27 protein-coding genes and 1 tRNA gene are annotated in these 25,071 nt (G+C 64.9%); 5 read left to right on the top strand and 23 right to left on the bottom strand.

Annotated elements, in window-relative coordinates; genetic code table 11:
- Nucleotides 1-18: 18 nt before the first annotated feature.
- From E3T43_RS10905 to E3T43_RS10895, 3 genes are read right to left on the bottom strand one after another with little or no spacing between them, the layout of a single operon-like run.
- The gene (locus E3T43_RS10905; protein ID WP_134472476.1) at nucleotides 19-1,329 is read right to left on the bottom strand and encodes a TRAP transporter large permease; all 1,311 of its coding nucleotides are present in this window, start codon (nucleotides 1,327-1,329) and stop codon (nucleotides 19-21) included.
- Entirely contained in the window at nucleotides 1,326-1,832 is a 507-nt protein-coding gene (locus tag E3T43_RS10900) for a TRAP transporter small permease (protein WP_134472475.1), read from the bottom strand. The genes E3T43_RS10905 and E3T43_RS10900 overlap by 4 nt, the downstream gene beginning before the upstream one ends.
- A 33-nt stretch (nucleotides 1,833-1,865) precedes the next feature.
- Nucleotides 1,866-2,882 carry a TRAP transporter substrate-binding protein gene (locus E3T43_RS10895; protein ID WP_134472474.1) on the bottom strand — a complete coding sequence of 339 codons (1,017 nt, stop codon included), beginning with the start codon at nucleotides 2,880-2,882 and terminating at the stop codon, nucleotides 1,866-1,868.
- Nucleotides 2,883-3,134: 252 nt separating this feature from the next.
- Here E3T43_RS10895 and E3T43_RS10890 point away from each other — a divergent pair, with 252 nt between their 5' ends.
- Nucleotides 3,135-3,935 carry an IclR family transcriptional regulator gene (locus E3T43_RS10890; RefSeq protein WP_166791308.1) on the top strand — a complete coding sequence of 267 codons (801 nt, stop codon included), beginning with the start codon at nucleotides 3,135-3,137 and terminating at the stop codon, nucleotides 3,933-3,935.
- 58 nt (nucleotides 3,936-3,993) lie between these two features.
- Here the strand turns inward: E3T43_RS10890 and E3T43_RS10885 are convergent, their stop codons facing one another.
- The 5 genes from E3T43_RS10885 to E3T43_RS10865 form a co-directional block, all read right to left on the bottom strand.
- Entirely contained in the window at nucleotides 3,994-5,220 is a 1,227-nt protein-coding gene (locus E3T43_RS10885; protein ID WP_134472472.1) for a hypothetical protein, read from the bottom strand.
- Nucleotides 5,217-5,495 carry a hypothetical protein gene (locus tag E3T43_RS10880; protein ID WP_134472471.1) on the bottom strand — a complete coding sequence of 93 codons (279 nt, stop codon included), beginning with the start codon at nucleotides 5,493-5,495 and terminating at the stop codon, nucleotides 5,217-5,219. The genes E3T43_RS10885 and E3T43_RS10880 overlap by 4 nt, the downstream gene beginning before the upstream one ends.
- Nucleotides 5,496-5,808: 313 nt before the next feature.
- Nucleotides 5,809-6,393, bottom strand: coding sequence for a hypothetical protein (locus E3T43_RS10875; RefSeq protein ID WP_134472470.1), 585 nt, complete (start codon nucleotides 6,391-6,393; stop codon nucleotides 5,809-5,811).
- Nucleotides 6,393-6,968 carry a helix-turn-helix domain-containing protein gene (locus E3T43_RS10870; RefSeq protein WP_134472469.1) on the bottom strand — a complete coding sequence of 192 codons (576 nt, stop codon included), beginning with the start codon at nucleotides 6,966-6,968 and terminating at the stop codon, nucleotides 6,393-6,395. The genes E3T43_RS10875 and E3T43_RS10870 overlap by 1 nt, the downstream gene beginning before the upstream one ends.
- A 61-nt stretch (nucleotides 6,969-7,029) precedes the next feature.
- The gene (locus E3T43_RS10865; RefSeq protein ID WP_134472468.1) at nucleotides 7,030-7,407 is read right to left on the bottom strand and encodes a sulfate permease; all 378 of its coding nucleotides are present in this window, start codon (nucleotides 7,405-7,407) and stop codon (nucleotides 7,030-7,032) included.
- A gap of 377 nt (nucleotides 7,408-7,784) precedes the next feature.
- Here E3T43_RS10865 and E3T43_RS10860 point away from each other — a divergent pair, with 377 nt between their 5' ends.
- Nucleotides 7,785-8,879, top strand: a complete 1,095-nt coding sequence (locus E3T43_RS10860) for an SDR family oxidoreductase (RefSeq protein WP_134472467.1) — start codon at nucleotides 7,785-7,787, stop codon at nucleotides 8,877-8,879.
- 43 nt (nucleotides 8,880-8,922) lie between these two features.
- Here the strand turns inward: E3T43_RS10860 and E3T43_RS18765 are convergent, their stop codons facing one another.
- From E3T43_RS18765 to E3T43_RS10820, 9 genes are all read right to left on the bottom strand, one after another.
- Nucleotides 8,923-9,072, bottom strand: coding sequence for a hypothetical protein (locus E3T43_RS18765; RefSeq protein WP_166791307.1), 150 nt, complete (start codon nucleotides 9,070-9,072; stop codon nucleotides 8,923-8,925).
- A 77-nt stretch (nucleotides 9,073-9,149) separates the two neighbouring features.
- Complete coding sequence (locus E3T43_RS10855; RefSeq protein WP_134472466.1) at nucleotides 9,150-9,776, bottom strand: FMN-binding negative transcriptional regulator; 627 nt, start codon at nucleotides 9,774-9,776, stop codon at nucleotides 9,150-9,152.
- Between the two features lie 13 nt (nucleotides 9,777-9,789).
- The gene (locus E3T43_RS10850) at nucleotides 9,790-10,686 is read right to left on the bottom strand and encodes a DMT family transporter (protein WP_241978937.1); all 897 of its coding nucleotides are present in this window, start codon (nucleotides 10,684-10,686) and stop codon (nucleotides 9,790-9,792) included.
- Nucleotides 10,683-11,309 (bottom strand): helix-turn-helix domain-containing protein, encoded by a 627-nt coding sequence (locus E3T43_RS10845; protein ID WP_134472465.1) that lies wholly within the window; start codon nucleotides 11,307-11,309, stop codon nucleotides 10,683-10,685. The genes E3T43_RS10850 and E3T43_RS10845 overlap by 4 nt, the downstream gene beginning before the upstream one ends.
- Before the next feature lie 654 nt (nucleotides 11,310-11,963).
- Nucleotides 11,964-13,031, bottom strand: a complete 1,068-nt coding sequence (locus E3T43_RS10840; RefSeq protein WP_134472464.1) for a hypothetical protein — start codon at nucleotides 13,029-13,031, stop codon at nucleotides 11,964-11,966.
- Nucleotides 13,025-13,222, bottom strand: coding sequence for a helix-turn-helix domain-containing protein (locus E3T43_RS10835; RefSeq protein WP_241978942.1), 198 nt, complete (start codon nucleotides 13,220-13,222; stop codon nucleotides 13,025-13,027). The genes E3T43_RS10840 and E3T43_RS10835 overlap by 7 nt, the downstream gene beginning before the upstream one ends.
- A gap of 216 nt (nucleotides 13,223-13,438) precedes the next feature.
- Nucleotides 13,439-13,510, bottom strand: a tRNA-Gln gene (locus E3T43_RS10830).
- A gap of 104 nt (nucleotides 13,511-13,614) precedes the next feature.
- Nucleotides 13,615-15,138, bottom strand: coding sequence for a glutamate--tRNA ligase (gene gltX / locus E3T43_RS10825; RefSeq protein ID WP_134472463.1), 1,524 nt, complete (start codon nucleotides 15,136-15,138; stop codon nucleotides 13,615-13,617).
- A gap of 117 nt (nucleotides 15,139-15,255) precedes the next feature.
- On the bottom strand, nucleotides 15,256-16,197 hold the full coding sequence (locus tag E3T43_RS10820; protein ID WP_134472462.1) for a LysR family transcriptional regulator: 942 nt from the start codon (nucleotides 16,195-16,197) through the stop codon (nucleotides 15,256-15,258).
- A gap of 82 nt (nucleotides 16,198-16,279) precedes the next feature.
- Here E3T43_RS10820 and E3T43_RS10815 point away from each other — a divergent pair, with 82 nt between their 5' ends.
- Complete coding sequence (locus tag E3T43_RS10815; protein WP_134472461.1) at nucleotides 16,280-17,419, top strand: aminotransferase class V-fold PLP-dependent enzyme; 1,140 nt, start codon at nucleotides 16,280-16,282, stop codon at nucleotides 17,417-17,419.
- Between the two features lie 72 nt (nucleotides 17,420-17,491).
- Here the strand turns inward: E3T43_RS10815 and E3T43_RS10810 are convergent, their stop codons facing one another.
- Together E3T43_RS10810 and E3T43_RS10805 are read right to left on the bottom strand one after the other, a co-directional pair.
- Nucleotides 17,492-18,199 (bottom strand): type 1 glutamine amidotransferase domain-containing protein, encoded by a 708-nt coding sequence (locus tag E3T43_RS10810; protein ID WP_134472460.1) that lies wholly within the window; start codon nucleotides 18,197-18,199, stop codon nucleotides 17,492-17,494.
- 53 nt (nucleotides 18,200-18,252) lie between these two features.
- Nucleotides 18,253-19,287 (bottom strand): NADP-dependent oxidoreductase, encoded by a 1,035-nt coding sequence (locus E3T43_RS10805; protein WP_134472459.1) that lies wholly within the window; start codon nucleotides 19,285-19,287, stop codon nucleotides 18,253-18,255.
- A 110-nt stretch (nucleotides 19,288-19,397) separates the two neighbouring features.
- Here E3T43_RS10805 and E3T43_RS10800 point away from each other — a divergent pair, with 110 nt between their 5' ends.
- Complete coding sequence (locus E3T43_RS10800; protein ID WP_241978935.1) at nucleotides 19,398-19,994, top strand: TetR/AcrR family transcriptional regulator; 597 nt, start codon at nucleotides 19,398-19,400, stop codon at nucleotides 19,992-19,994.
- A 58-nt stretch (nucleotides 19,995-20,052) separates the two neighbouring features.
- On the opposite strand, the gene E3T43_RS10795 is transcribed toward E3T43_RS10800, so the two are convergent.
- Genes E3T43_RS10795 through E3T43_RS10785 form a run of 3 tightly spaced genes read right to left on the bottom strand, consistent with a single transcriptional unit; the run spans nucleotide 20,053 to nucleotide 22,976 of the window.
- Nucleotides 20,053-20,772 carry a fumarylacetoacetate hydrolase family protein gene (locus E3T43_RS10795; RefSeq protein WP_134472457.1) on the bottom strand — a complete coding sequence of 240 codons (720 nt, stop codon included), beginning with the start codon at nucleotides 20,770-20,772 and terminating at the stop codon, nucleotides 20,053-20,055.
- A gap of 33 nt (nucleotides 20,773-20,805) precedes the next feature.
- Nucleotides 20,806-21,909 carry a branched-chain amino acid aminotransferase gene (locus E3T43_RS10790; RefSeq protein ID WP_134472456.1) on the bottom strand — a complete coding sequence of 368 codons (1,104 nt, stop codon included), beginning with the start codon at nucleotides 21,907-21,909 and terminating at the stop codon, nucleotides 20,806-20,808.
- Entirely contained in the window at nucleotides 21,906-22,976 is a 1,071-nt protein-coding gene (locus E3T43_RS10785) for a 3-isopropylmalate dehydrogenase (protein WP_134472455.1), read from the bottom strand. The genes E3T43_RS10790 and E3T43_RS10785 overlap by 4 nt, the downstream gene beginning before the upstream one ends.
- A gap of 112 nt (nucleotides 22,977-23,088) precedes the next feature.
- On the opposite strand from E3T43_RS10785, the gene E3T43_RS10780 reads away from it, so the two are divergent.
- A complete protein-coding gene (locus tag E3T43_RS10780; protein WP_134442607.1) occupies nucleotides 23,089-23,340 on the top strand; it encodes a DUF6458 family protein in 252 nt (83 codons plus the stop codon).
- A 74-nt stretch (nucleotides 23,341-23,414) separates the two neighbouring features.
- Here E3T43_RS10780 and E3T43_RS10775 read toward each other — a convergent pair whose 3' ends face one another.
- Nucleotides 23,415-24,917, bottom strand: a complete 1,503-nt coding sequence (locus E3T43_RS10775; protein ID WP_241978941.1) for an MFS transporter — start codon at nucleotides 24,915-24,917, stop codon at nucleotides 23,415-23,417.
- Nucleotides 24,918-25,071 lie beyond the last annotated feature (154 nt).

The raw sequence follows: 25,071 nt of genomic DNA, 5'->3' as shown, positions 1-25,071 counted from the left end.
TTGTGAAAGTAGTGCGAACTAAGGCATGAATCCGAGCAGGCGCGGCAGCCATAGGGAGAGGTCCGGCACGAAGGTGATGATGAAGAGAAGCACGATGAGCGCGGCTAAGAACGGCAGCAGCTTGACGATGACCGGCTCGATCGGCACACCCGCGACCTGCGCGCCGACGAAGAGCACCGGAGCGGATGGCGGCGAGATCACGGCGATCGACAGGTTGAAGACCATCATGATGCCGAAGTGCACCGGGTCGACGCCGTAGCTCATGGCGATCGGCAGGAAGATAGGCGTGAAGATCAAAATCGCCGGAGTCGCGTCGAGCGGGATACCGATGATCAGCAGCACGATCATCCTGATGAGCAGCACGACGATTTTGCTGTCCGTCCATCCAAACAGAGACTCAGCGAGAAGCGTGGGAATGCGGGTGTAACTCATCACCCACGACATGATCGTCGACACACCTATCAGAAAAATAACGACCGAGCTGGTGCGGGTGGCCGCGAGCAGAATACCCGGCAGGTCGGCGAATTTGATGGTGCGGTAGATGAACGACAGCAGCAGGGAATAGACCACCGCAACGGCCGCGCCTTCGGTGGGGGTGAAGATGCCCCCGACGATGCCGCCAATAACGATCACGATCAGGCTGAGCGACGGCAGAGCCTGCACGAACACCTTGAGGGCCTCGCGCGGGGTGGCCCAGGCCGCAGCCTTGAGTTCGGGGTGGCGACGGGCGTAGAAGTAGACCACGATCATGCAGGTAAGTCCCCACAGAATTCCGGGGATGTAGCCGGCCAAAAAGAGTGCCCCGACCGAGGTGCCGCCGCTCGCCAGCGCGTAGATGATGAGGGTGTTGCTCGGCGGAATGAGCAGTCCGCTCGGAGCGGCAGCCACATTGGCCGCAGCACCGAAGGCACGGTCATACCCCTGCTTGGCCATGATCGGTGAAGTGGTCGAGCCGACAGCCGCGGCGGTCGCCACGGCCGAACCGCTGACCGCGCCGAACAGCATGCTCGCCAGAACGCCGGTCTGAATCAACGGTGCCGGCGTTCGCCCGACCATCACCTTGGCCAGATTGATCAAACGGATGGCTATGCCTCCGTTATTCATTATCACCCCGGCCAGGATGAAAAACGGTATGGCGAGGAGTGCAAACGAATTGACGCCGTTGAACAGGCGTTGGGCCGAGGCGATGGCACCGTTCTCGAATCCGAGAACGTAAATCGTGGAGATGGCAGACGGCAGACCGACACTGATACTGATCGGGGCGCCGATGGTGAGCAACAGCACCATGCCGCCGATGAGAATGATCGAAACGATCAGGGCGTCACTCACAGTTCGACCTGCATTTCTTCGGGCGCTGAGGCGTCTTCGCGGGCCGAGATGATGAGTATGAAGTGGTAGCAGAGGTAGAACGTGAGTAGCAGCCCGGCGATCGGTACAGCTAGGTAGAGCATTCCCTGGCTCACCGGCAACACCGGGTTGGCCTGGTTCCAGCCGAGAACAACGTTCAGGTAGCCGCCCCAGATCATGATGATCGTAGAGAAGGCCAAGGCGGTGAGGTAGGCCACAGCGGTGACCCACCGCTGCGCGGCGACGGGAAGCTTGCGCACGACGAAGTCGATGGCCACGTCGGCACGTTCACCGGTAGCGATCGAGATTCCGATCAGGCTGAGCCAGATAAATGTGTATCGGGCGGCCTCTTCGGTCCACACGCTTGGGTCATTGAGAACGACCCGGGTGATCACCTGCCAGCTGGCGAGGAGTATCAGCGCGGTGAACAACGCAATGCAAATTGTTCGCAGCACGCGGTCGATGGCTTGTTTGAGCTTGGTCATTTCACTTGCTTTCCATCGCAGCGGCGGCGCTCGTTAGCGGGCGGCTTCGATCTTGTCGAAGATCGCCTGGGTCACATCATTGTTGATCTTGTCCTTGAGCAGCGGTGCAACGGCGTCACGGAATGCGTCGATGTCCACCTCGTTGAACTCGGCTCCGGCTGCCTCAGCCTTTGTCTTGGCGGCCACGACCATCTCGTCAAAGGCAGCGAGCTCGCTATCGACCGATTCGGCAAATAGGGAGTCGAAGGTGGCGCGATCGGCGTCGCTGAACGCGGCGAGCACGTCGGAGTTCGCGACGAGGTAGTCAGGAATCATGAGGTGCTTCGTATAGGAATAGAACGGCGCAATCTCGGAGTGCGCCAGGTCGGCGAAGATCAGCTCGTTGTTCTCGCCGCCGTCGAGCACACCCGACTGGATGGCCGTGTAGACCTCGCCCTGGGCCAGCGGGGTACCGACGCCGCCCATAAGTTCCATCATGGAAACGTTGGTGTCCGAGGCGATGACGCGGATCTTCTGTCCGGCCAGGTCGGCTGGCGTTTCGATCGGGCCATCGACGGTGTACACGTTGCGGACTCCGCCGTGATACGCGCCGACAACACTCAGGGTCTCCGTCTCGGCGAGCGAGCTGTACAGGTCGCCGGTCACGTCGGGCTCGTTGAGCACCGACATCTGGTGTTCGGCCGAGTCGTACAGGTATGGGAGGTTGAGCACAGCGAAGTCGGCATTGAAGGCTTCCATCAACGGGCCAGCCACAATCGCCATATCGACGGCACCGGTTTGCACCAGTTCGATGGTCTCGGCCTGAGATCCGAGTTGTTCGTCGGGAAAGAGCTCGAGTTCGTAGGCTCCGTCGGTGGCGTCCTTGAGCTTGTCGCTCAGCTCGAGAATGGCGACGGCCTGCGGATGCGACGCGTTCTGGTTGAAGGCCACTTTCAACACCGTGGTGTTCACAGCCGCATCGCCGTCTGAGGCGGCCGCGCTGCAACCGGCCAACATGAAGACCGAAAGCAAAGCCGTCATGCTCAATCCGAGAATCTTGGTGGTTTTCATTTTCGTCTCTTCCCCTTGATGCGTGAGCCTGTCGACGCCGGGCAATTCAGACGAGGAATGACGGCTCTGTCGTATCTCTCTTTTGACCCGGTCCGCGTGAACTCTCCGCCAGATCCGAATCATCACTGTACTTTGTGAAAGAGCATTCCACAACAGTAACTAGCAATCTATATTCTCAACTTGGCCGGGTGCTTAGGCGGTCGATAGAGTGGAAGCGATCGAAGTATGCCGTTGCGAGCACTGGACAAGCGAATGACCCCGAACACCGACCAGCCGCATGCGGCACCGGAGCGCAAGGGACCAGAAGGCCTCGGCGCGGTCGACCGCGCCGGTCACATCCTCTTCACGCTTGCCGCGCATCCGCAGGGAATCGGCCTCGCCGAACTCTCCCGCGAGACGGGCATCACCATGACGACCGCTCACCGGCTTCTCGCCACGCTGCGCAAGCGCAACCTGGTGCGTGAGACCCCAGACGGCTTGCAGGCGCTTGGCGCCGCGACCCTCGTTCTGTCCGGCGCGTTTCTCGATGGCCTCGATGTGCGCAGTGAGGCCCGCCCTTTCCTGGTCTCCCTGCGCGATGAAACGAATGAAACCTGCCACCTCGGCGTGCTTGCATCCCCCCAGATCGTTTATATCGACAAGATCGACAGCACCCGACGCGTACGCATGGTCTCGCAGGTCGGCGGCACCGGCCCCGCCTTCAGTACCGCCATCGGCAAGTCATTTCTCGCCTACGCCTCGACGGAGGTTCTCGACAATGTTCTGCGGGAAACCAACAGCCGACGCGTGGAGGCGGTCAATGCTGTGGCGCTCCAAGCAACACTGACTCAGGACCGCTCACGCGGATTCAGCACCGACCTGGAGGAGAACGAACCGGGCATCTGCTGCGTCGGCGCGCCCATCATGGACAGCAGCGGCAGGGTCGTAGCGGGCATGAGCGTCTCGACGCCGCGCGAGCGATTCGATCTGGCCGGCCTGGACCGGCTCGGTGCCAACGTGCGTGCAAAAGCCGACGAGATCTCTCGCACCCTCGGATACCGCAAACCCGAGTAATTCCCGGCCTCTCGCAGTCGCTTCGACCCGCGACCTTTGACCGCAAGTCACCGGTCACCTATCCAGGCAGTCGGCACACCGGATCTTTCACTGCGTCGGCGCGAACTTGGCGATACAACGCCGTCCGGAGTGTCGCGAGGCGTGCAGCGTTTCGTGCATCGTCGATCGTCAGTCTGCCTTTAGGCACGCCCGCAACGACCTCACGCATTGCGAGTTGCACGGCCAAGTCCTCTATTGGCGCGTTCGGCTTGCCCCGATGGGATCTCGCCTGATTCTCAATCGTTGCCTCGGCGGCCAGCCGAGCCCTATTGCGGTGCACCTGCACCACGACAGCTCTCACGAGTCCATCGAACTGCCGTTGCCGTTCCTCCCTCCGGACCTCTGCCCTGGTACTCCGCACGGCCGCCGCGACGTCGCGGCCGGTCAGCAGGTCGACCCGGCGCATCCGCACTGCAACTATCTCGACGGCGCGGGCGTAAACGATGTTTTCAACCGGCACGGGCGGGAGTCCCATTCGAGCCCTGCGCTCCACGTAGGCCTCGGCGAACTCGCGCATGCGAGCACCGTTCTTGAGCATGTGCTCGGTGAGCGATTCGGCAAACACGGTGAACTGCCGCAGATGCTCGGGCCGCGACGGGTCATTGAAATACGCGTCGGCCTCGCGCTCGTTGGCCCGACGCTCAGCCGCGGTGGCCATGTGAATACGCTTCGGCGGGAGGCCGGCCCGACTCTGGCTGCGCTTCAGCCGTCGCGCTGCGGCGTTGGCCTCCAGCTCGGACTGGTAGACCTCGGGATCACTCCGCCGATTGCGCTGCAACTCGGCACGCTGCTCCTTGTTGCGCTCGGCCCACTGCCGGGTGATCTGCTTCGTGCGCTCCGGGTCGGCATCCCGCCTGGCCGCGGCCCGGGTGTTCACCTCGTCGCGATGGGCCTCGTAGTCGCGGTTGTAGTACTCGCGCACCTTCTCGCGATTCTCCGCCACCCACCGCTGCTGATACTCACGCCGACGTTCCGGATGCTCCACCCGCCACCGCTTCGCCCGCTCCCTCCCCCGCGCCCGCACCTCCGCCTCCCGATGCCGGCGAGCCGCGGCCCGACGCATCGAATCCCGATTGAGCTCCCGGGCCCGATCGAGATGCTCGGACCGCCAGAGCCGATTCAACTCGCGGATCCGGTCGCGGTTCGCCGCCACATACTGACGCCGCTTCTCCGCCGAATCACCGACAGACGGATGCTCCGCCAGCGACTTCCGCGCCGCGGCGCCTTCCTCAGATGGGTCGTTCACGATCGCGGCTCCTCGGCAGGCGACGGAGCCAGCTCGATGACCAGCGCGAGGATTTCAGAGCGATGCGCCGTCGGATTCGTGATCACTCGCCCGACCGCAATGCGGAGCCGTTCGGCGTCTTCGTCCGCGATCCCGGCGATGGGCTCCCGGCAGTACGCGATGTCGTTCTCCAGATTGTGGCCGTCATCATCGACGGCGGTCTCCGGATAGTAGGACAGCGCAGCCAGCGCGGTGCGGCTGAGCAGGTCGTCGAACTGCTCCTGCGAGATCGTCATGGTGAAGCCTCTTGTGCGCGGTCGTGGGTGCGCCAATCATGCCGCTAACGAGAGGTGCGCCGACCGTGACGTGCTGTCAGTGTCGACTTGTCGCGAGCACCGGATAGTCAACGCTCCCCCGCCGTCAGCGAGTCGCGCTCGCGTCGTGCGACGACGCTCACCCGTTCTCGGACTCCTGGCTCCACGAGATTTTCAACGCGCCCACTCTTGCCATCGCTGACGAGAAAAACGTTTCATGCTAGGTCGGGCGGTGGGGCCAGATGAGAATGCAAAAACCTTCACGAGTGGTGGCCAATGAGTGTCGGCTCTCGCGTCAGATTTCGACCGGACCAGGAGACGGGGGAACCGGTGTTGGTTCGCCGCTGAGGATTGCCGTCACGATCATCTCTGCCCGTGGCACGAGAAGGTCGCCCGGATAGAACTCCTCGTAGAACTGCTCCGCGTCCGCGATCGTGGAGATATTACACAGAGCGAGCAGGAGGCGGATGTCGCGGGTATCGCGCCCGGGCCGGTTTGCTCGGAGTTTCATGGCCAGCATCGCCTCTTTTGATGCCACCTCAATGACGATGCCGCCCTGATCGTAAATCGTCTCCCATTCGATGGCGCGGCCGAGAGTGGGGATGGCGTCGGCGTTCGTGACCTCGAAGTTCAGCCAGTGCGCATCCCACCCGTGCCGCCAGGCGACCCGCCCCGCCGCGGCTGCGACGGACTCGTCCGAGCCGGGATGAACATGAAGGACATCTAAGTCCTGCGTGGTGCCCCGGTCGAAGTAGCGCAGGGCGAGTGCGGCCCCGCCGACGAGCCGAATCCCAGCCACCTCGCCCGCATCACGAAGTTCGGCAACAAGCTCACGCAGACCGATAATGATGTCGCCACGGTCGAGGGCAGTACCTGACATCAAACGCTCGCGAAGGTGTCGGCCCACGCCAGGATGCCGCGTTCGGCGAATTCGTTGGGCACATCACCGGGTTCGGGCGAGGGGTCGGCCGGGTCGACGCGGAAGGCGACAGGTACGGAGAGCTTGCGATCCGGGTTGTTCACCCATTCAGGGAGAGGAACGCGTTCCTCATTGAGCCTCCACGCGACCAGGGCCGCGATGGCGGCATCCCACACGGGATCTCCGGTCGGTTCGGGCTCCGTCAGCCCAAGAATTCCTCGAACGAGTCCGTGTTCGGCGGTGAGGTTATCGTTGAGCTGGATGAGCGCCCGGAGCGCCCGGTCGGCGTCGTCGACCCGAAGGTATTCACGAATGGCTTCTGCCGCGCTGGCCGCGTCGTCTCGACGTGTGGGAGCGGCATAGAGGCGGTGCCCGGCGCCGGCGAGCAGCCGATCAACCGTGCTGTACGCCGCGTCTCGTCCGCGCTCGTGATGGGAGACGCTGGCCTGATCGATGCCCGTGAGCTCTGCCAACCTCGCCTGCGTGAGATGTTTACTCCGACGAGCGGCCCGCACGAGAGTGGATGAGACGGCCATGAGAACCTCACCTCCAAATATGACTGCTAAATCATATTCTAGGGCAAGTCGGGCCTGGTTGTCAGCCTGCGAGCATCCGCTCACCGAAGGGCTCAACGCCGTCGGCGAGCAGCGTCCTGGTCCTGCGACGGCGTGCCACTGCTTCGCGAACGCGTACCGCGATCAACTTCAGCAGGCTGATCGGCCCGATCAGAAGAAGCTTCAAGGTATCCCAAAGACACAAAATCACGAGCAGGTTCAGCCAACCGGAACCACCGTCATCTACCTGAGCTCGGCAATAGATTGCAGCGAGCGCATACGGGAACGCTAGCAGCATCGCAGGCACGCCCCACTTCAGCCCACGCCGCGTATTGATGGCGTCGATCACGATGGCGGTCGGCATGAACCGGCGCAGGAAGAAGTAGCTGCGGGCGGTGGCGGCCAGAATGAGTTCGAACATGGCGCGACCTTTCAGATGTTCGGCAACAAGAACCTGAAGGACTGAAAGTCATACCATCGCACCGAGCCATCGAGCGTTATAGAGATTGCCTACCATCACTGTAGAATCGGCCGCCCGCAGGCGAAAGTGCCACACACATTTCAAAGCGGATGCTCCCTGCGCGCCCCTACACCGCCTTGCGCCCAGCTGCCCATGACCATCCTGGCCACCGTGGTCTGGGCGCGGACGCCGAGCGATTGTCTTTGAGGGCAGCCCTCAGCTGACCCAACGCTGTCGACCGGCGAGTTTGCCGGCCGGCCGCAGTCGACGGGCGTAATCAAGAGCGTTGTCACTCACAAGAGCGGAATACCCGCCACCCCTGGTGGTTGCACCCAGTAATGACTACCTCGACCCAGCCCCACTCCCGCACCGCCCTCGTCGTGGGAGCTTCCGGCATCACCGGCTCCGCCGTCGTCGACCAGCTTTCCGCCGAGGGTTGGAATGTGCTCGCCTTGGCCCGCCGCGTCGGCCGTGACCTGCCCGGCGTGCGCTGGATCCAAGCCGACCTGCGGTCCCCCGCCGACCTCCACCGAGCACTGGCCAACGAGAAGCCCGATCAGGTGTTCTTCACGGCGTGGTCTCTCCAAGCCACCGAGGAACTCAACATCGAGGTGAACGCCGGCATGGTGCGCGACCTCCTCGCCGCGCTCGCCCACGCGCCCGTTCGACATGTCGCCCTTGTCACCGGGCTCAAGCACTACCTTGGCCCGTTCGAGGCCTACGGGCAGGGCACCATGCCTGACACCCCGTTCAGCGAGGACGAACCGCGCCTCGACGTGGCCAACTTCTACTACGCGCAGGAGGACGAGCTGTTCGCGGCATCCGCTCGCCAAGGATTCACCTGGTCGGTGCACCGCTCGCACACCGTGATCGGCCACGCGGTCGGCAACCTCATGAACATGGGTCTCACCCTCGCCGCCCAAGCTTCCCTGTGCAAGCATCTGGGTATTCCGTTCGTGTTCCCCGGCAGCGAGACGCAGTGGAACAGTGTGACCGATATGACGGATGCGACGATCCTCGCCGAACAGATGGTCTGGGCCGCAACAACGGATGCCGGTGCCAACGAAGCGTTCAACGTGGTCAACGGTGACGTCTTCCGCTGGCGCGCGATGTCGCCGAAGATCGCCGCCTACTTCGGCGTCGAACCTGAAGGATTCGTTGACGCGCCGCGCCCACTCGACGTACAGATGGCCGACATGGAACCGGTCTGGACAGATATCGCAAGGGAGCACGGCCTTGTCGAGCCCGACCTGGGGCGCATCGCGTCGTGGTGGCACACCGATGCGGACCTCGGCCGCAATATCGAAGTCTTCACCGACATCACTAAAAGCCGCCTCGCCGGCTTCACACCGCACCACCGCACAGTCGACTCTTTCACGTCGCTGTTCGACCGCTACCGTGCCGAGAAACTCATCCCGGACGCTGCTATCTGAGAAAGGTTTCGTGCCGTCCGGGTACGGGGACGGCACGTGCGGCTCATTCTGCGGGTCCGCCCGAAGCAGTGTCGTTATCGCTCCCGGCCGTGCCGTCACTCTGCGAGCCGTCCGGGAGTGATTCGGCCTGTGCCTTCTTCTCGTCATCGACTTTGGTGGAACCGTTTGGCTTCTCGTTGGCGTCTGGATTCATGACGCCACTATCCACCTGTCATCTTGAGCGGGATTGCCTGAAATCGGGCCCGGACGACCGGTGCGACAGGTTTTGCATCAGTCTTGGAGCGTGGCCGCAATCTGCTGACCGACGATCGGGGCGTCGGTGAAGACCTCGCCGGCGAGGCCGCTGGCTGCTCCGCGTCGGTCCGCCTCTGAATAGTTCTGGTTGAGCTTCGCCTTACCCTCTATTCGGGTGACGGTCACTTCGATGCCGACAATGCCGCTCAGTTCAAAGTCAATGTGGTCCGCCGGCGCGTCGGAGACCGCCCACGGATGGTCCCGACCGGTCTCGTGCGCGTCAGTGAGTTCGGTGACCGCGGTCCGCAACCATTCGGGGTCGTCGTGGACTGTGGCGGTACCGGTAAGGTGGACGGCCGTGTAGTCCCAGGTCGGCACGACCCGCCCGTCGATGCGCTTCTGCTCGTACCAGCTCGGGGAGATGTACGCGTCGGGGCCGGTGACGATCAGTAACGCCGGGCTTGCCGGAGCCAGCGACCGCCAGTGCCGGTTGGCGCGCGCCAGGTGCATGATGACGGAGTCCTCCCGCCAGATGATCGGCAGGAACGTCGCTTGCGGTACTCCGTCCGAGTCGGCGGTGACGAACCATGCGGTGCGCACGGCGGCAACCATGCTGCGAATGGCGGCCTCGTCCGTGACGAGGTTGTGTCGCGGGGTATACACAGAGTTCTCCTTCTCAGGCCAGCCCGGTCTCGGAGACAAGGTCATCGTGGATGATGATGTTGCGGCGTCCGCCGCGTTGTGAAGCGGCGCCAGCGAGGACGACGAGCAGAATACCGACGATCTGCACGACCGAGGGCAGCTGGCTCAGTACCAACAAGCCGAGCAGCAGACCTATGGCCGGCTCCACCGCCATCAGGGTTCCGAACGAGGTCGCTGTCATACGGCGCAGGGCGAGCATCTCCAGTGCGAACGGGATTACGGGCAGCAGCAGGGCAAGACCAGCGGCCGCGACGAAGACGCCGAGACTGAGATGGCCGGACGCTTGCGGGATCCCAACAATCGCGGCGGTCACTGCGGCGATGGGGATGGTCATAGAGAGCGACTGGATCCCAGTGAAGCGATTGCCAGCGTGCTGGGTCAGCAGGATGTAGCCGCCCCAGCCGGCGCCCGCAATGGCGGCGAATCCGATCCCGACAAAGTCGACGGCACCCTGCCACGGTTCAGTGAGAAGCACGACCCCGAGGAGGGCCAGGCCCGGCCACGTCAACGCTCGCGCGGTGCGGCTGCGTGCGGCGGCCACCGTGAGCGGACCCAGGAACTCGATAGCGACTGCGGTACCGAGCGGGATGCGCTCGATCGCTGCCAGAAAGGAGACGGTCATCACACCCGTAGCAATGCCCAGAAATAGGATCGCGGGCACGTCCGGGCGCCGAAGGGACCGCAGCGGTGGGCGGGCGAGGATGAGGAATACGATCGCGCCCATGCTGAGCCTGAGCCACGCCGTCCCTGCAGGCCCAACAGCGTCAATCAGGCCGACGGACAACGCCGAACCGAGCTGAACGGAGAGCATCGCCGTCACCGCCAGTGACCACGGGGGAACTGCAAGCGTAAGCGGCGCCCGCGCGCTCATGATTGCGCCAAGTCCGGGGCACTGGTCGTGCGCTTCGCACCCGAGCCGCCTGAGCCAGCCGGATCGTAGACGGTCAATACAAACTGCGCCGGCTCAGCGCCCTCATTGCCGTATGTGTGCGGTACATCGCCCCGAAACATGATCGCGTCACCGGCAGCAAGCTCGTTGCGATCACCCCCGACGTCCAGTGTCACCACGCCGCTGGTGACTCTCAACAACTCCCGGGCTCCACGGTGGTGCGGTTTGCTTTCGTGACGCTCGCCGGGATTCATCCGCCAGTCCCACAACTCCACTACGTCGGGGAACGTCGTGCTCACGAGCAGCACGCCGCGGCCCCCGTATTCTCCGGTCCACAGTTCTGCGCCGTCGCCCGCGCGAGTGATTGTCACTAAGCCGGACGACGGTGGCTCAACAAGCTGCGACAGGGAAATTCCAAGAGCGTCGCTCATGCTCAGCAGTGTGCCGATACTGGGGTTCGTTTCGCCTTGCTCAATATTCACCACTTGGCGGCGGCTGACGCTGGCTGCATCGGCAAGACGATCCAGTGTCCACTCCCGAGCCAGCCGCTCACGGCGGATTCGCGTGCCGATTGTCGAGGCGAGAGTGAGTTTGTCCACGTGCATGAGTGTTCCGATGGTGTTCTGGGGTAAGTGCTGCGAGGGCGGGATCGGGTGACGACTGAGTGTCAGAGTTCACCGTTCCGGTTTCCGACATCCAGGAGCCGGTGCAACGGCATCGCCACACCAGACGAGTCTTACGATCGTGCGTTTGATTCCAGACATTAGTATATGCACTAGCAGTGCATTTAATTGCACTACGTCTTCGGTGAAGGGGCACGCTCACCGACTGACCGTGATCGTCGATGATCGCGCGGCCTTACCGCGTCAAGGCGGAGAGACCAAGTTGCATCGACTGCGTCTGATCTGGCGTATGCCCAATCCAACCCACCAATTCACCGACCACTTCCACCGATCAAGAGGTGCGGTAGGAGTATGCCAGATGGGCCCAGAGCCAACCGCAAGTGAAACTAACTACCGAGTCAGTGCCTTCGTGAACGCCCGTCTGGGTACGCCTGACAATAAGCCATCTGCGAAACGCTCTGCCCTCTTCAGAGCGGTATGAGCGTTTACTGCATCAAGTTTCTGCGCTATCGACTCCGGAGCCGCGCCAAGTGCACGCGCGCCGGTGATGCCGTAGCGGTCTCGATAGGCCGCGACGGCGCATCCGTTCTGGTGCCACTCGACGGATGCCGAACCCCGCGGCGCGGTGCCAAGAACTCAGGTCCACGGCTCCCCCGCGAGTATCGCCCGGTCGAGTACAGCGGCCGCCCTCGACTCGATCAGGTTGGCGCGCTCGATCAACGCCTGGTACATGGCAGCATCCATCGGCCCGAGAGCACGAGGGATGAGCCCAGCAACGAGCATCGGTGCACGGCGCGTACGCCCCGCGCCGGTATCCCGCGACACGACCGCCGCGACCCGGGCTCGCAGCACCGCCGCGATGTCCTGGGCATCCTCGAACCCGCGCGCCGCAACCACTAGAGGCAGCAGGCTCGCCACGTCGACGAAGTGAGCCTCGGCTCGCCGCAGCTCTGCGCTCAACGGGCCGAAGGCATCCGAGTGGACCACATCCAAAACCTGCCGAGGCGACAGACCGCTCGCTCGCACGAGAGAAGCCCACCGGTCGTGCTGCGCGGCCGCCGCGAGGGTCTCGTACTCCGCTGCGAGTTGCGCCACCGATCCCCAGGCATCCTGCTCAGCCGCCAGCGTCTCGTGCGCGGACAGCTCGGCGCCGACGTGCTGCAAAATGCCACAGAGGATGCTGCGCGCCGTCGCGCCCGCAGCGTCACCCGGCCGCAGCCCCACGTGGGCGACGTCGGGCCGGTCGACGGCGACGTAGGCGGTATTCGCCTCGCGTCCCCGCGTCATCGCGACGTAGAGGTTCTCGCGCGGCATGCTCGGCGCGACGACGACGTGCGCGGTGTCGGTCGTGATCCCCTGCGCCCTGTGAGACGTGATCGCATAGCCCCGCTCGACATGCTGAGCGACGTACGACGCGGGCAGCAGCACCGTGCTCCCCCACCGCCGACTCTGCCGCCGCACCTCGACGGGACCGTTTCGACCACGGCCGATCACGGCCCACCGGTCGCCATTGCGCACCCAGCTTCGGGACGCATACAGCCGCCGATCGTTGCGGCGGGTGATGACCGTGTCACCGACGGCGGCGCGGGTTCCGTCGTGCAGGGCGACCTCGTGCAGCGCATCGACACGGCCCTCCAGGAGCAGTTTCGTGCGAGCGCGCACGTTGAGCGCTGCGACCGTCTCGTTCGAGTCGCTGATCAGCACGGTCGACCTGCCCGAGCGGATGTCCGTACGCCACGCCTCGAAGGCGGCATTCGCCAGGCGAGAACCTCGCGGCGCATATATCTCACATGACGGCCCATGCCTCGATACGGCGGTCCGGTGCGAGTCTGACGCCACTCCTCGAGCGTGCGGGGCGAGACCTGCAACAGGTAGGCAACCTGTTGCCCGGTCATGATTTCTGCTTCGTCATCGGTCATGACATTAAGCTGCGATACGGCATTCCGACTTCGTACGAAGCGACACGTAGGTGGCCGGGCTAGTCGCAATCGCTGCCGCCAAAACGGCGTCTGGAAGTCGTTTTTGGCACCCAAAGAGGCACTTTGGGGCGTGAACGTTGTGTCTGGAAACAAGAAATGCCCCTGGTTTCCGCGGAAACTCAGGGGCTAGTGCTGGGGTACCTGGACTCGAACCAAGAACAAATGAACCAGAATCATCCGTGTTGCCAATTACACCATACCCCAATGCCTAATCCGAAGATCGGGCCGAGTAGTAGCCTAGCCCACTTGGGCTGGAGAGGCCAAACCGAGGTGTCCCCCGGCGAGTCGAAGCCCCTCCGGCCCCGCGGTCAGGCGGCCGTCACTACCGCCAGCGCCCGATCGAGGCGATCCAGAGTTTCAGCCTGCCCGAGAATTTCCATCGACTCGAACAGCGGCGGGGAGATCTTGCGACCCGACAGTGCGACGCGCAGCGGTCCGAAAGCAACACGCGGCTTGAGTCCCAGGCCCTCGATGAGGATCTCGGCGAGCAGCGTGTGCACCCGGTCGGTGGTCCATTCCGCTGCAGGAATATCTTCCAGGGCGGTACGACTTGCGCCGAGAATGTCGGCGGCGTTCTGCGGGAGGGAAGCGAGGGCATCCGCTTCGAGAATGAGGTCGGCGCTGCTTACGAAGAGAAAACCGAGCATGGCGGGCGCTTCGCCGAGCAGGGCGATGCGTTCCTGGATGAGTGGTGCGCCCTCGGCGAGCAGGGCCAGGTCAGCCTCGGTCGGCGTCTCTCCAAGCACGCCAGCGGTCACCAGGTAGGGCACCAGTCGTGCGGCAAAGTCTGATGCTTCAAGCTGGCGAATTTGGTCGCCGTTGATGGATTCGGCCTTCTTGAGGTCGAACCGGGCCGGGTTCGGGTTGACGTTGACGACGTCGAACGCGGCCGTGAACTCGTCGATCGTGAACACGTCGCGGTCGTGCGAGAGCGACCAGCCCAGCAGGGCGAGGTAGTTGAGCAGTCCTTCGGGGATGAATCCACGGTCGCGGTGCAGAAACAGGTTCGCCTCGGCGTCACGCTTACTGAGCTTCTTGTTCTTGTCGCCCATCACGTAGGGCAGATGGCCGAAACGCGGCACGAACGTGGTCACGCCGATGTCGATGAGCGCGTGGTACAGCGCGATCTGGCGCGGCGTCGACGAGAGCAGGTCTTCGCCGCGCAGCACGTGGGTGACACCCATGAGCGCGTCGTCGACGGGGTTGACGAACGGGTAGAGCGGATGCCCGTTCGGGCGCACCACCACGAAGTCGCTGAACGAGCCGGCCGGGAAGGTGATCTCGCCACGCACGAGGTCATCGAAGGAGAGCTCGGTGTCCGGCACCCGCAAGCGGAGCGCCGGGGAGCGGCCCTCGGCCCGGTAGGCGGCCTTCTGCTCCTCGGTGAGATCGCGCTCGAAGTTGTCGTAGCCCATTTTCGGGTCACGGCCGAGGTCGCGGTTACGCTTCTCGATCTCTTCGCCGGTGACGAAACTCTCGTAGATATGGCCGCTCGCCTTGAGCTGCTCGATGACTCCGCGGTAGATGTCGTAGCGCTCGGACTGGCGGTACGGCGCTTGGGGGCCGCCGACATCCACGCCTTCGTCCCAGTCGAGCCCGAGCCAGCGCATCGCCTCGACGAGCTGGAGAAAACTTTCCTCGCTGTCGCGGGCGGCGTCGGTGTCCTCGATGCGGAAGATCATCGTGCCGCCGGTGTGCCGGGCGTAAGCCCAGTTGAACATGGCGGTGCGGACGAGGCCCACGTGGGGCGTTCCGGTCGGAGAGGGGCAGAACCGCACGCGAACGTCGGTTCCGGTGGCGGTAGAAAACGGGTGTGCAGTGGTGTCAGACATTACTCATGATTCTAGTTGGGCAAGCCCGGACCTACTTCTGTCCGGGCCCGGGCCCGGACAGCGGGCCCATGATCGAGCATGGGCCCGCTTTCGTAAGGTGGGCCCGGCGCACGCGGCCTAGACGACCGATGAGATCGCGACCAGCGCGCGCAGCGCAGCGGCCAGGGCTGGTACACGCTCGGCTCCGGCAGCTGTCACGGCGTGCAGGGTGCGATGGTCCTGCCCCGATGTGGCCCGGATAGAGGCGCCCGCGCGCCGGCCGACCGACTCGATCGCGAGGGCAGGAAGCAGCGCGACCCCGATGCCGGCCTCGACCAGGCCGAACACGGCGGCGGCGTTGTCAGTCTCATAGCTGATGCGCGGGGCGAATCCGCGGCGATCGCACAGGTCGAGCAGGTGGCCACGGCAGCGCGGGCACCCGGCCACCCAGTTCTCGTCGGCGAGGTCGCCGAGGTCGATCGGTGCGGCAGCACCGGCCAGCGGATGCCCGGCCGGCAGCACCAGCATCATCTCGTCTCGCCGCAGGGTCGCCACCCGCAGCCCCTGGGCGCTCTCCAGGTGCGGATCCACGCGGTCACCCGGGTAGCTGAACGTGATGGCCAGGTCGGCCCGATTCTCGCGCACGGCGGCGACGGCCTCCGGCGGTTCGGCCTCGAGATAGGTGATGCTGATCTGGGCATGCTGCTGCTTCATGCGCGCCAGCAGGCTCGGCACGAGGGTAGCGGATGCCGACGGGAAGGCCACGAGACGCACCAGCCCGGTGCGCAGCCCCTGCAGCTCGGCAATCTCCCCCGCGGCTGCATCGAGCGCTGTGGCCACGGTCACGGCGTGCCGCGCCAATACGAGGCCGGCCTCGGTCAGTCGCACTCCACGGCCGACACGTTCGACCACGGCGAGCCCGAGCCGCTTCTCGAGCCGTTTGAGCTGCTGACTCACTGCCGGCTGGCTGTAGCCGAGGGCGGCGGCCGCGGCGGTGATAGACCCGTTTTCATGAACCGCACGCACGACACGCAGTGCCTGGGCGTCAAGGTCGGGGCTCTGCCCAGGGAGGTGAATCATACCTCTAACCATAATCAGAAGTTATGCAATACATCGGATACTGGCCGTTGTCGCATGAATTCTCGATGGTCACACTAGAAACATGAGCCCCGCAGCAACGAGCACCAGCAGCCCCACCGCCAAACCGGCCACCAACCCGGGCGCCGGCAAGACCGCTGACACGAGCACGAGCACGGTAACCCTCCTCGAAGCCCGCGCCCGCTACACCTCGGGCCGCGGCTACCTCGCCGCCTGCACCCTCGGACTGCCCACGATCGACACGATCGCCGCGATGCGCGCCGATACCGAGGCCTGGGCCGGCGGCCAGGCCTGCGCCTCCCGCTACGGTGAGGTCGTCGAGCGCGTACGCGTCGGGTACGCCGATCTGGTGAACGTCACACCCCACAGGGTGGCGATCGGCTCGCAGGCCTCAGTCATGGCCGGCCTGGTCGCCGCGAGCCTGCCCGACGGTGCCGAAGTGGTGCTGCCCCTCGGTGACTTCAGCTCGATGGTGTTCCCGTTTCTGGCCCAGGCGCACCGCGGAGTGACAGTGCGGCAGGTCCCCCTCGCCGATCTGGCCTCAAGTCTCACCGCGAACACATGGCTGGTCGCGTTCTCGCTCGTACAATCCGCCACCGGAACTGTCGCCGACAGCGACGCCATCCGGGCCGCCGCACGTGTAACAGGTACCTTCACACTCTGCGACACCACCCAGGCCGCCGGGTGGATGCCGGTCGACGCCTCCCAGTTCGACGCCACCATCTGCCACAGCTACAAGTGGCTCTGCGCCCCGCGCGGCGTTGCGTTCTTCACGGTCGCCGAGACTTTCGCCGCACAACTGCACCCGATCAATGCCGGATGGTATGCGGGAGACGACCTGTGGGCATCCTGCTACGGTCCGGCGATGGCGCTTGCTGCCGAGGCCCGCCGGTTCGACGTATCGCCGGCCTGGCCGGCCTGGGTCGGTGCCGAACCGGCCATCGACCTGTTCCGCCGTCTGGATATGACCGAAGTGCGCACCCACGCTGCGGGGCTCGGTGACGCCCTGAGCGACGGTCTTGGCTTGCCTCGGCTTGATCAGGCCATCGTCAGCTGGCCGGATGCCGGTGGCCACGACCTCGCGCGCCTCGCCGCCGCCGGAATCACCGCCTCTGGCCGCGCCGGTCGAGCCCGCGTGGCGTTCCATCTCTGGAATGATCGGGACGACGTGGACGCCGTGCTGGACGCGCTGCGCCGCGGCTAGGTACAGCCAGGCAACGCTGGGCGTACGTTCGCTGTCGGCGACGTCGAGCTACTGGCCCGACGCCGCCCGCCGTTATACTTTCTCGGCGACAGCCGCGATGATCGCCTCGGCGAGGGCGCCCGACGAAGCGGGGTTCTGACCGGTGTACAGGTTGCGGTCGATCTCCATATGCGGGGCGAATGATTCACCGGCGATGAAGTCGGCTCCCAGTTCAACCAGGCGGCTCTGCACCAGCCACGGAGCTTTCGGAGCCAATCCGCCGAGAACCTCTTCGGCGTCGGTGAAGCCGGTCATCCGGTAGCCGGTGAACGGCCAGCTGCCGTCGGCGCGCTTGGCGGCGAGCAGCGCGGCTGGAGCGTGGCAGAGCACGCCGAGGATGCGGCCGGTGTCGAGAGATTCGGTGAGGATGCGCCCAGAGTCGGCGTCCACAGCGAGGTCTTCCATCGGGCCGTGACCGCCCGGGTAGAACACCACGTCGTAGTCGGCCACGGTGATGTCGTCGAGGCTGAGCGGTTCATCGAGCTGGCTGGAGATGGTTCCGATGTAGTCGATGATCTGTGCTGCACGGTCCTCTCCCCCGGCCGCATCGGCACGGAGGCTGACCGGGTCGATGGTCGGGGCCACACCGCCCGGTGTGGCAATGCTGATCTGCCAGCCGGCGGCGGAGAACAGACGGTGCGGCTCAGCGAGCTCCTCAGCCCAATAACCGGTGGGGTGCAGGCTGCCGTCGTTGAGAGTCCAGTGGTCAGCAGCGCTGACGACGAAAAGTACGTGGGTCATAGTGTCTCCGTTTTCAGTGAAGTCGTTCGTGAAATTGTGCGGGGTGATTCGAATCATAGGGTCGGGATGAGCCCGCCCGTGCGAACGACCTTTTTGCCGGTGTTCTCGCCGCGCATGAGGCCGAGGAACGCGTCGACACCGTTTTCGACGCCGTCGACGACGGTCTCGTCGAAGACGATCTCGCCGGAGTCCAGCCAGGCGGTCATCTCGGCGGAGAATGCCGGGAGGTGGGCCCAGTAGTTGCCGATGGTGAATCCCCGGAGGGTCAGGCCGCGGGTGACGATGTTGGACAGGTTGTTCGGACCGGCCGGGGCATCCGTGCTGTTGTACCGGGAGATCGCGCCGCACAGGGCCGCGCGGCCGCCGTCGTTGAAGGAGGCCAGGGCTGCCTCGAGGTGCTCACCGCCGACGTTGTCGAAGTACACGTCGATGCCGTCTGGCGCTGCGACGGCGAGCTGGTCTGTGATGGATCCGTCCTTGTAGTTGAACGCGGCGTCAAAGCCGTACTTGCTGGTGAGCAGGGCCACCTTCTCGGGCGATCCGGCCGAGCCGATGACGCGCTTGGCCCCCTTGAGCCGGGCGATCTGGCCGACCATGCTGCCGACCGCGCCGGCTGCGCCGGAGACAAACACGGTGTCGCCTTCTTTGAGCTGTGCGATCTCGAGCAGGCCGACATAGGCAGTCAGGGCGGTCATGCCGAGCACGCCGAGGTAAGCGGAGGCCGGAACGCCGGGGAGCTCGGGAACGACCCTGAAGCCGGCGGCGTCCTCCTGCACCAGGTCACGCCAGCCGTACTGATGGGTGACGACGTCGCCGATGGCGAACGCCTCGTTTGCGGAGGCGATGACGCGGCCGACAGCCGCGCCGGTCATGGTTTCACCGAGCACGAACGGCGGTATGTAGCTCTTCACATCGTTCATCCGGCCACGCATGTACGGGTCGACGGAGATGAATTCATTCGCGACTCGAATCTGGCCGACTGCAAGCTCCGGCAGGTCGACGGTCACTGTGCGGAAGTCCGCATCCGTCGGCCAGCCGACGGGACGGTTCACGAGCTGGATCTGGGTACTGACGGTATTTGACGCCATGGTCGGCTCCTCTGCTACTTCTAGAACGATCGTTTTACTATATAGTAGACTCATCGGTGCACAAAATTTTCCGATCGTCGGACAGGATTCAAGGAGCGAACATGGGGCGGATGCAGACCTTTGACAGCGGAGTGGTCGTGCAGGCTGCGCGAAACCTGTTTTGGGACAAGGGGTTCGACGGCGCATCCCTGGCCGAGCTGGAGGCGGCCACGGGCGTCGGGCGGTCCAGCCTGTACCACGCGTTCGGGAGCAAACGCGGGCTCTTCGACGCCGCGGTCACCGACTATCTGGAGACCGTTATCCGGCCGCGGCTGGCTGGATTGCGAGCGGGCCCCCGCGATTCCTCAGCCCTGCTCGAGTACTTCGCCGGCCTCGCCCGCGCAACGGTCACGCAGGCCCCCGACTCAGCGCAGACCGGATGCCTCCTGGTCAATTGCGCCGCCGGCCTCGCCGCGCACGACGAGCCGACCCGCGCCGTCGTGGAGGCATACCGCATCGAGTTGACCGATGCGCTCAGGCACGCCCTCGAATCGGCCGCGGCACCGTCATCGTCAGCGGCGGAATCCGTCGACGAGCGCGTGCGCACCCTGGCCTCCCTGTCCCTGAGCGCAATGCTCGTCGCCCGGGTGAACCGGGATGAGGCGATCGCCCTGCTGAACACGGCGTCGAACCAGGTCAGGATCTGGTTCCCCGACGCCACCGACTGAGTCCGGCGCCCGGATCCGGGCCCGGGCCTTTGCCTGGATCTTGGTGTCCGCTCGCGGGTCAGGCCGGGCGCACCACCGGGTTCACCAGCGAACCGATGCCCGCGATCGCCATCGTGATCGTGTCCCCATCGACGACGGCCGCGGGCGTGTCCAGGCGTCCGGTCAGGATCACATCACCGGGCAACAGCGTGAACACGCTCGAGGCGAACGCGACCAGGGCACAAACCGTGTCCTCGGTCATGCGCTCGTCATCGTCGAGCGCGACCGCCTGAAATTCCTCGTCGTTGATAAGCCCGCGCAGCGCTGATGACGCCTCATCGAATTCAGTCTCGATGACCGGACCGAGCGGCAAAAACGTGTCGAAGGCGCCCGCTACACCCGAAGCGAGGTTGGCCGCGGTGACGACCGTCGCGACGGTATAGCCGAAGACGCGGCTCAAAGCATCCGCTGGCGAAACGTTCTTGGCGATCTTGCCGATGATGATGGCGAGCTGGCCGTCGGCCTCGATCTGCTCCGACGCGGCCGGCAGCACGATGGCGTCGCCGGGGCCGACGACGGCGGTGTTCGGCCGCACCACGAACGCCTCGGCCGAGACCATCGCAACGATCTTCGACCGCGGAATCACCGGCGCGAGCATCTTCACGTCGGCGAGGGCGACCCGGTCGCCGGTCGTGTCGAATCCGGCGAACATCGGGTCACTGGTGAGCACGACCAGTTCGTGCTCGTCAACGATGCCGAACGCGATGGCGCCCTGGTAGCTGTAGCGTGCGATCTTCACGTGTCTCGTTCCCGCCCGCAAAGGCCAAAAGGTTCAGCTTAGCCGGGTGAGCCAGCCGTGACGGTCGGGCAGGCGCCCATACTGAATGTCGGTGAGTTCCTGGCGCAGCGACAGGGTGATCTCGCCGGCGGGGGCATCCGCGTCACCGATCGTGAAGTCGCGCGCCTTGAGCTGGCCGATCGGGGTGACGACGGCGGCGGTTCCGCAGGCAAAGACCTCGGTGATGGCACCGGATGCGACACCCTCACGCCACTCCCCGAGCGTCACCTCGCGTTCCTCCACCGTCATACCTCGGTCGCGGGCGAGCTGCATGATGCTGTCGCGGGTGACGCCCTCCAGAATGGATCCGGTCAGGCGCGGCGTGACGAGCGTGTCGGTGCCGTGCACGAAGAACACGTTCATACCGCCGAGCTCGTCGATGTGGCTGCCGGTCTCGCCGTCGAGAAAGAGCACCTGGGCACAGCCGTTTTCGTAGGCTTCCATCTGGGGCAGCAGCGACGCGGCGTAGTTGCCGCCGCACTTGGCGGCGCCGGTACCGCCGCGACCGGCGCGGGAGTATTCGGTCGACAGCCAGATCTTCACCGGGGCAACGCCGTCGGCGAAGTAGGCGCCGGCCGGGCTGGCGATGACGTAGAAGCTCACCTGGTGGGCGGCGCGCACGCCGAGAAAGCTCTCGTTGGCGATCATGAACGGGCGCAAGTAGAGGCTCGTCTCCGGCGCTGACGGAACCCAGTCGCCGTCGATCGCGATCATCTGCCTGATCGACTCGATGAAGTCGTCGACGGACAGCTCGGGCAAAGCCAGCCGGTGCGCGGAACGCTGCAGGCGCTGGGCGTTCTTCTCGGGCCGGAAGGTCCAGATCGTGTTGTCGGCGTGCCGGTACGCTTTGAGACCCTCGAAGATCTCCTGGCCGTAGTGCAGCACCGACGAGGCGGGGTCGAGCAGCAGCGGTCCGTAGGGCGTGACGCGGGCGTCGTGCCAGCCGGCATCGACCGACCAGTCAATGGTGACCATGTGGTCGGTGAAGTGCTTGCCAAAGCCCGGGTCGGCGAGAATTTCGGCGCGTTCGGCTTCGGCGCGGGCCTCGGTCGACGGGGTGACGGTGAAGTTCAGGGGAAACGTTGTGGTCTTGCTCATTTGAGTACCTTGTCTGTCAAAAGCGTCACGATGGCGTCTCCCACCTCAGCCGTGCTGCGTCGCACCGAAGCGGAGCGGCGCGCTAGGTCGTCGGCAACCGCGTCGTTGACGCGAGCCGCGGCATCCGTCAGCCCGAGATGATCGAGCAGCAGCGCCACCGAGAGGATGGCCGCGGTCGGGTCGGCGAGTTGCTGGCCGGCGATATCGGGGGCCGAGCCGTGCACCGGCTCGAACATGCTGGGAAAGCGGCCCGTCGGGTTGATATTGCCGGAGGCTGCCAGGCCGATGCCGCCGCTGATTGCCGCTGCCAGGTCGGTGAGAATATCGCCAAAGAGGTTGTCCGTGACGAGTACATCGAATCTACCCGGATTCGTGACGAAGAAAATGGTCGCCGCGTCGACGTGCAGGTAATCCACCGCAACCTGGGGGTACTCCAGCGCCACCTCGTTCACGATGCGCTGCCACAGGCTGCCGGCGAAGACCAGCACGTTGGTCTTGTGCACGAGGGTGAGGCGCTTGCGCTCACGCCCCTGGGCGACCTCGAAGGCGTAGCGCACGACGCGTTCCACGCCGTAGGCGGTGTTGACCGAGACCTCGTTGGCGACCTCCTGCGGGGTGCCACGGCGAATGGCGCCGCCGTTGCCGACGTAGGGACCTTCGGTTCCCTCACGCACGACGACGAAGTCAACCACGCCGGGGGCGGCGAGCGGGCTCGTCACTCCGGGGTAGATCGTGCAGGGCCGCAGGTTCACGTAGTGGTCGAGGGCGAAGCGCAGGCCGAGCAGCAAGCCCCGCTCAATATTGGCGTCTTTCAGCCGGGGGTCGCCGGGAACGCCGCCGACGGCGCCGAGCAGAATCGCATCGTGCTGCTGGATCGACGCGAGGTCGGCGTCGGTGAGCACATCACCGGTTTCAAGGAACCGCGCGGCGCCCAGCTGAAAGGTGCTCGCCTCAATCGTGACGTCATCACGCGCGGTGACAGCGCCGAGTACCTTCACGGCCTCAGCGACAACTTCCGGTCCAATCCCGTCTCCGGGAATGACAGCGAGTTTGATAGTACGAGACATGTGGCTCCGAAACAGTCAACGAACACCTGAATTGCGTATAGTCAAACCTTACCTTTGTCGCCGGAGTGCCTAGAATTGTCCCCAGGGCACCACCAATGGAGAGCGGGAAATCATGAGTATCGGACTAGGAATCTTTCTGCTCGTCGTGGGCGCCATTTTGGTCTGGGCCCTCGACGTGACCGTCACCGGCGTCGATCTGACGCTCGTCGGCTATATTCTGCTCGCGGCCGGAGCGCTCGTGACAATCCTCGGCATTGTGCTGATGACGCGGCGTCGTAACAGCGTGAGCACCACCCGCACGATCGCCGACCCGGCAAACGGCGAGCAGGTCACCCGTCGCGAGAACTCGATCGACGACCTCTAACCCACAGCTCGCGAAAGCGGGTGCAGTGTTGCTCCGCGGGTGCTGAAGCAACGCGTCACCCGCTTTCGCGGGCTTTAGCGAGCCCGGCGCAGCGACATCAGCGCCACGACGGCCGCTCCGAGCACCAGCGCGACGCCGATCCACGCGGTCAGGCCCACACCGCTGTCGAAGGCGTGTCGGGCCGACTCGAGCAGCTGCTCCCCGGCCGCGGGCGAAAGATGGCCGGCCACGGACACCGCTCCGCCGAGAGTCTCCCCCGCCGCCAGCCGGTCGGCCGCGCTCATACCGTCCGGCAACAGTACCGCCGCCCGGTAGGACACGGTGAGGATGGTGCCGAGTACGGCCGTTCCGAGCACCGCTCCCAGTTCGTAGGCTGTTTCAGACACAGCGGATGCCGCCCCTGCCTTGTCGGCCGGCGCGGTCGCCACGATGAGCTCGTTCGAGACGGTTTCGGCCGCGCCGATTCCGATGCCGAGCAGCACGAAGGCGACGCCGATCCAGAACGCATCGATTGCACCGCCGCGCAGCGCGATCGACGCGAATCCAGCCACCGACACCAGCAGCGCCACGGGCACCACCCGCGACGGCCGTACCCGGCGTGCAATCGGCACGATCAGCAGTCCGGCCACGATCATCGCGGCCAGGCCGGGAACGAGCACCAGCCCGGCGTTCAACGGCGACAGCCCGAGCACGAGTTGCAGGTGCTGCGAGATGAAGAACAGGCAGCCGACCAGCGCCGTGACACTGAGCAGGTTGACGCCGACCGCGCCGCTGAAAGCGCCGCGTCGAAACAGCCCCATGTCGAGCATGGGGTTCGGCACATGCAACTGTCGACGCACGAACCAGACGCCGAGCCCCAGCCCGAGCGCGATCGGGGCGACCGTGATCCAGGTCACGCCGTGCTCGGCGATGCTCTTGATGCCGTAAACGATCGGCAGCATGGTGCCGAGTGAGAGGGCAATACTGAGCAGGTCGATGCGCCCCGGGTGCGGATCCCGCGATTCGGTCACCAGAATTGGCGCCAGCACGAGCAGCGGCAGCAGAACGGGAACGGCGATCAGAAAGACCGAGCCCCAGGCGAAGTGCTCGAGCAGAATGCCGCCGACCACCGGGCCAAGGGCGCTGCCAGCCGCAAAGCCGGTGGCCCAAATCGCGATAGCGAGGCGACGCTGGTCGCGGTCGACGAAGGTGGAACGCAGCAGCGACAGAGTCGACGGCATGAGCATGGCGCCGAAGAATCCGAGGGCGGCGCGGGCGATGATGAGCCCCTCGATGCTCGGGGCGAAGGCCGCGAACACCGACACCACTCCGAAACCGGTCGAACCGATCATCAGCAGGCGGCGACGTCCAATGCGGTCGCCAAGGCTGCCCATGGCCACGAGCAGGCCGGCGAGCACGAGCGGGTAGATGTCGACCATCCAGAGCAGCTGCACCCCGGTCGGCCGAGTCGCCTCCGAGATGGCGGGGAGCGCAAAGTTGAGCACGGTGTTGTCGATCGACACCAGCAGCACCGGAAGCATCAGCACCGCGAGCGCCCACCATCGTCGGCGATCGTGCACGACTGTCAGAGCGGACACGGCGCCGCGCGCCTGCGGGGTAGCGCTGCTCAGGGCGGTGCTGGTCAGGTCAAGGGGCTTGGTGGGAACAACAGGGGCAGACACGATCTCAACACTCTCTGGTAGTTTTTGCGACCGCTCCTCCAGCGGCACAAGGTTTACTGTACCGGCTGGA

The sequence above is a fragment of the Cryobacterium sp. Hh7 genome (genome assembly GCF_004403155.1).
Classification (GTDB): Bacteria; Actinomycetota; Actinomycetes; order Actinomycetales; family Microbacteriaceae; genus Cryobacterium; species Cryobacterium levicorallinum.
This window is presented reverse-complemented; position numbering and strand designations above follow the sequence as displayed.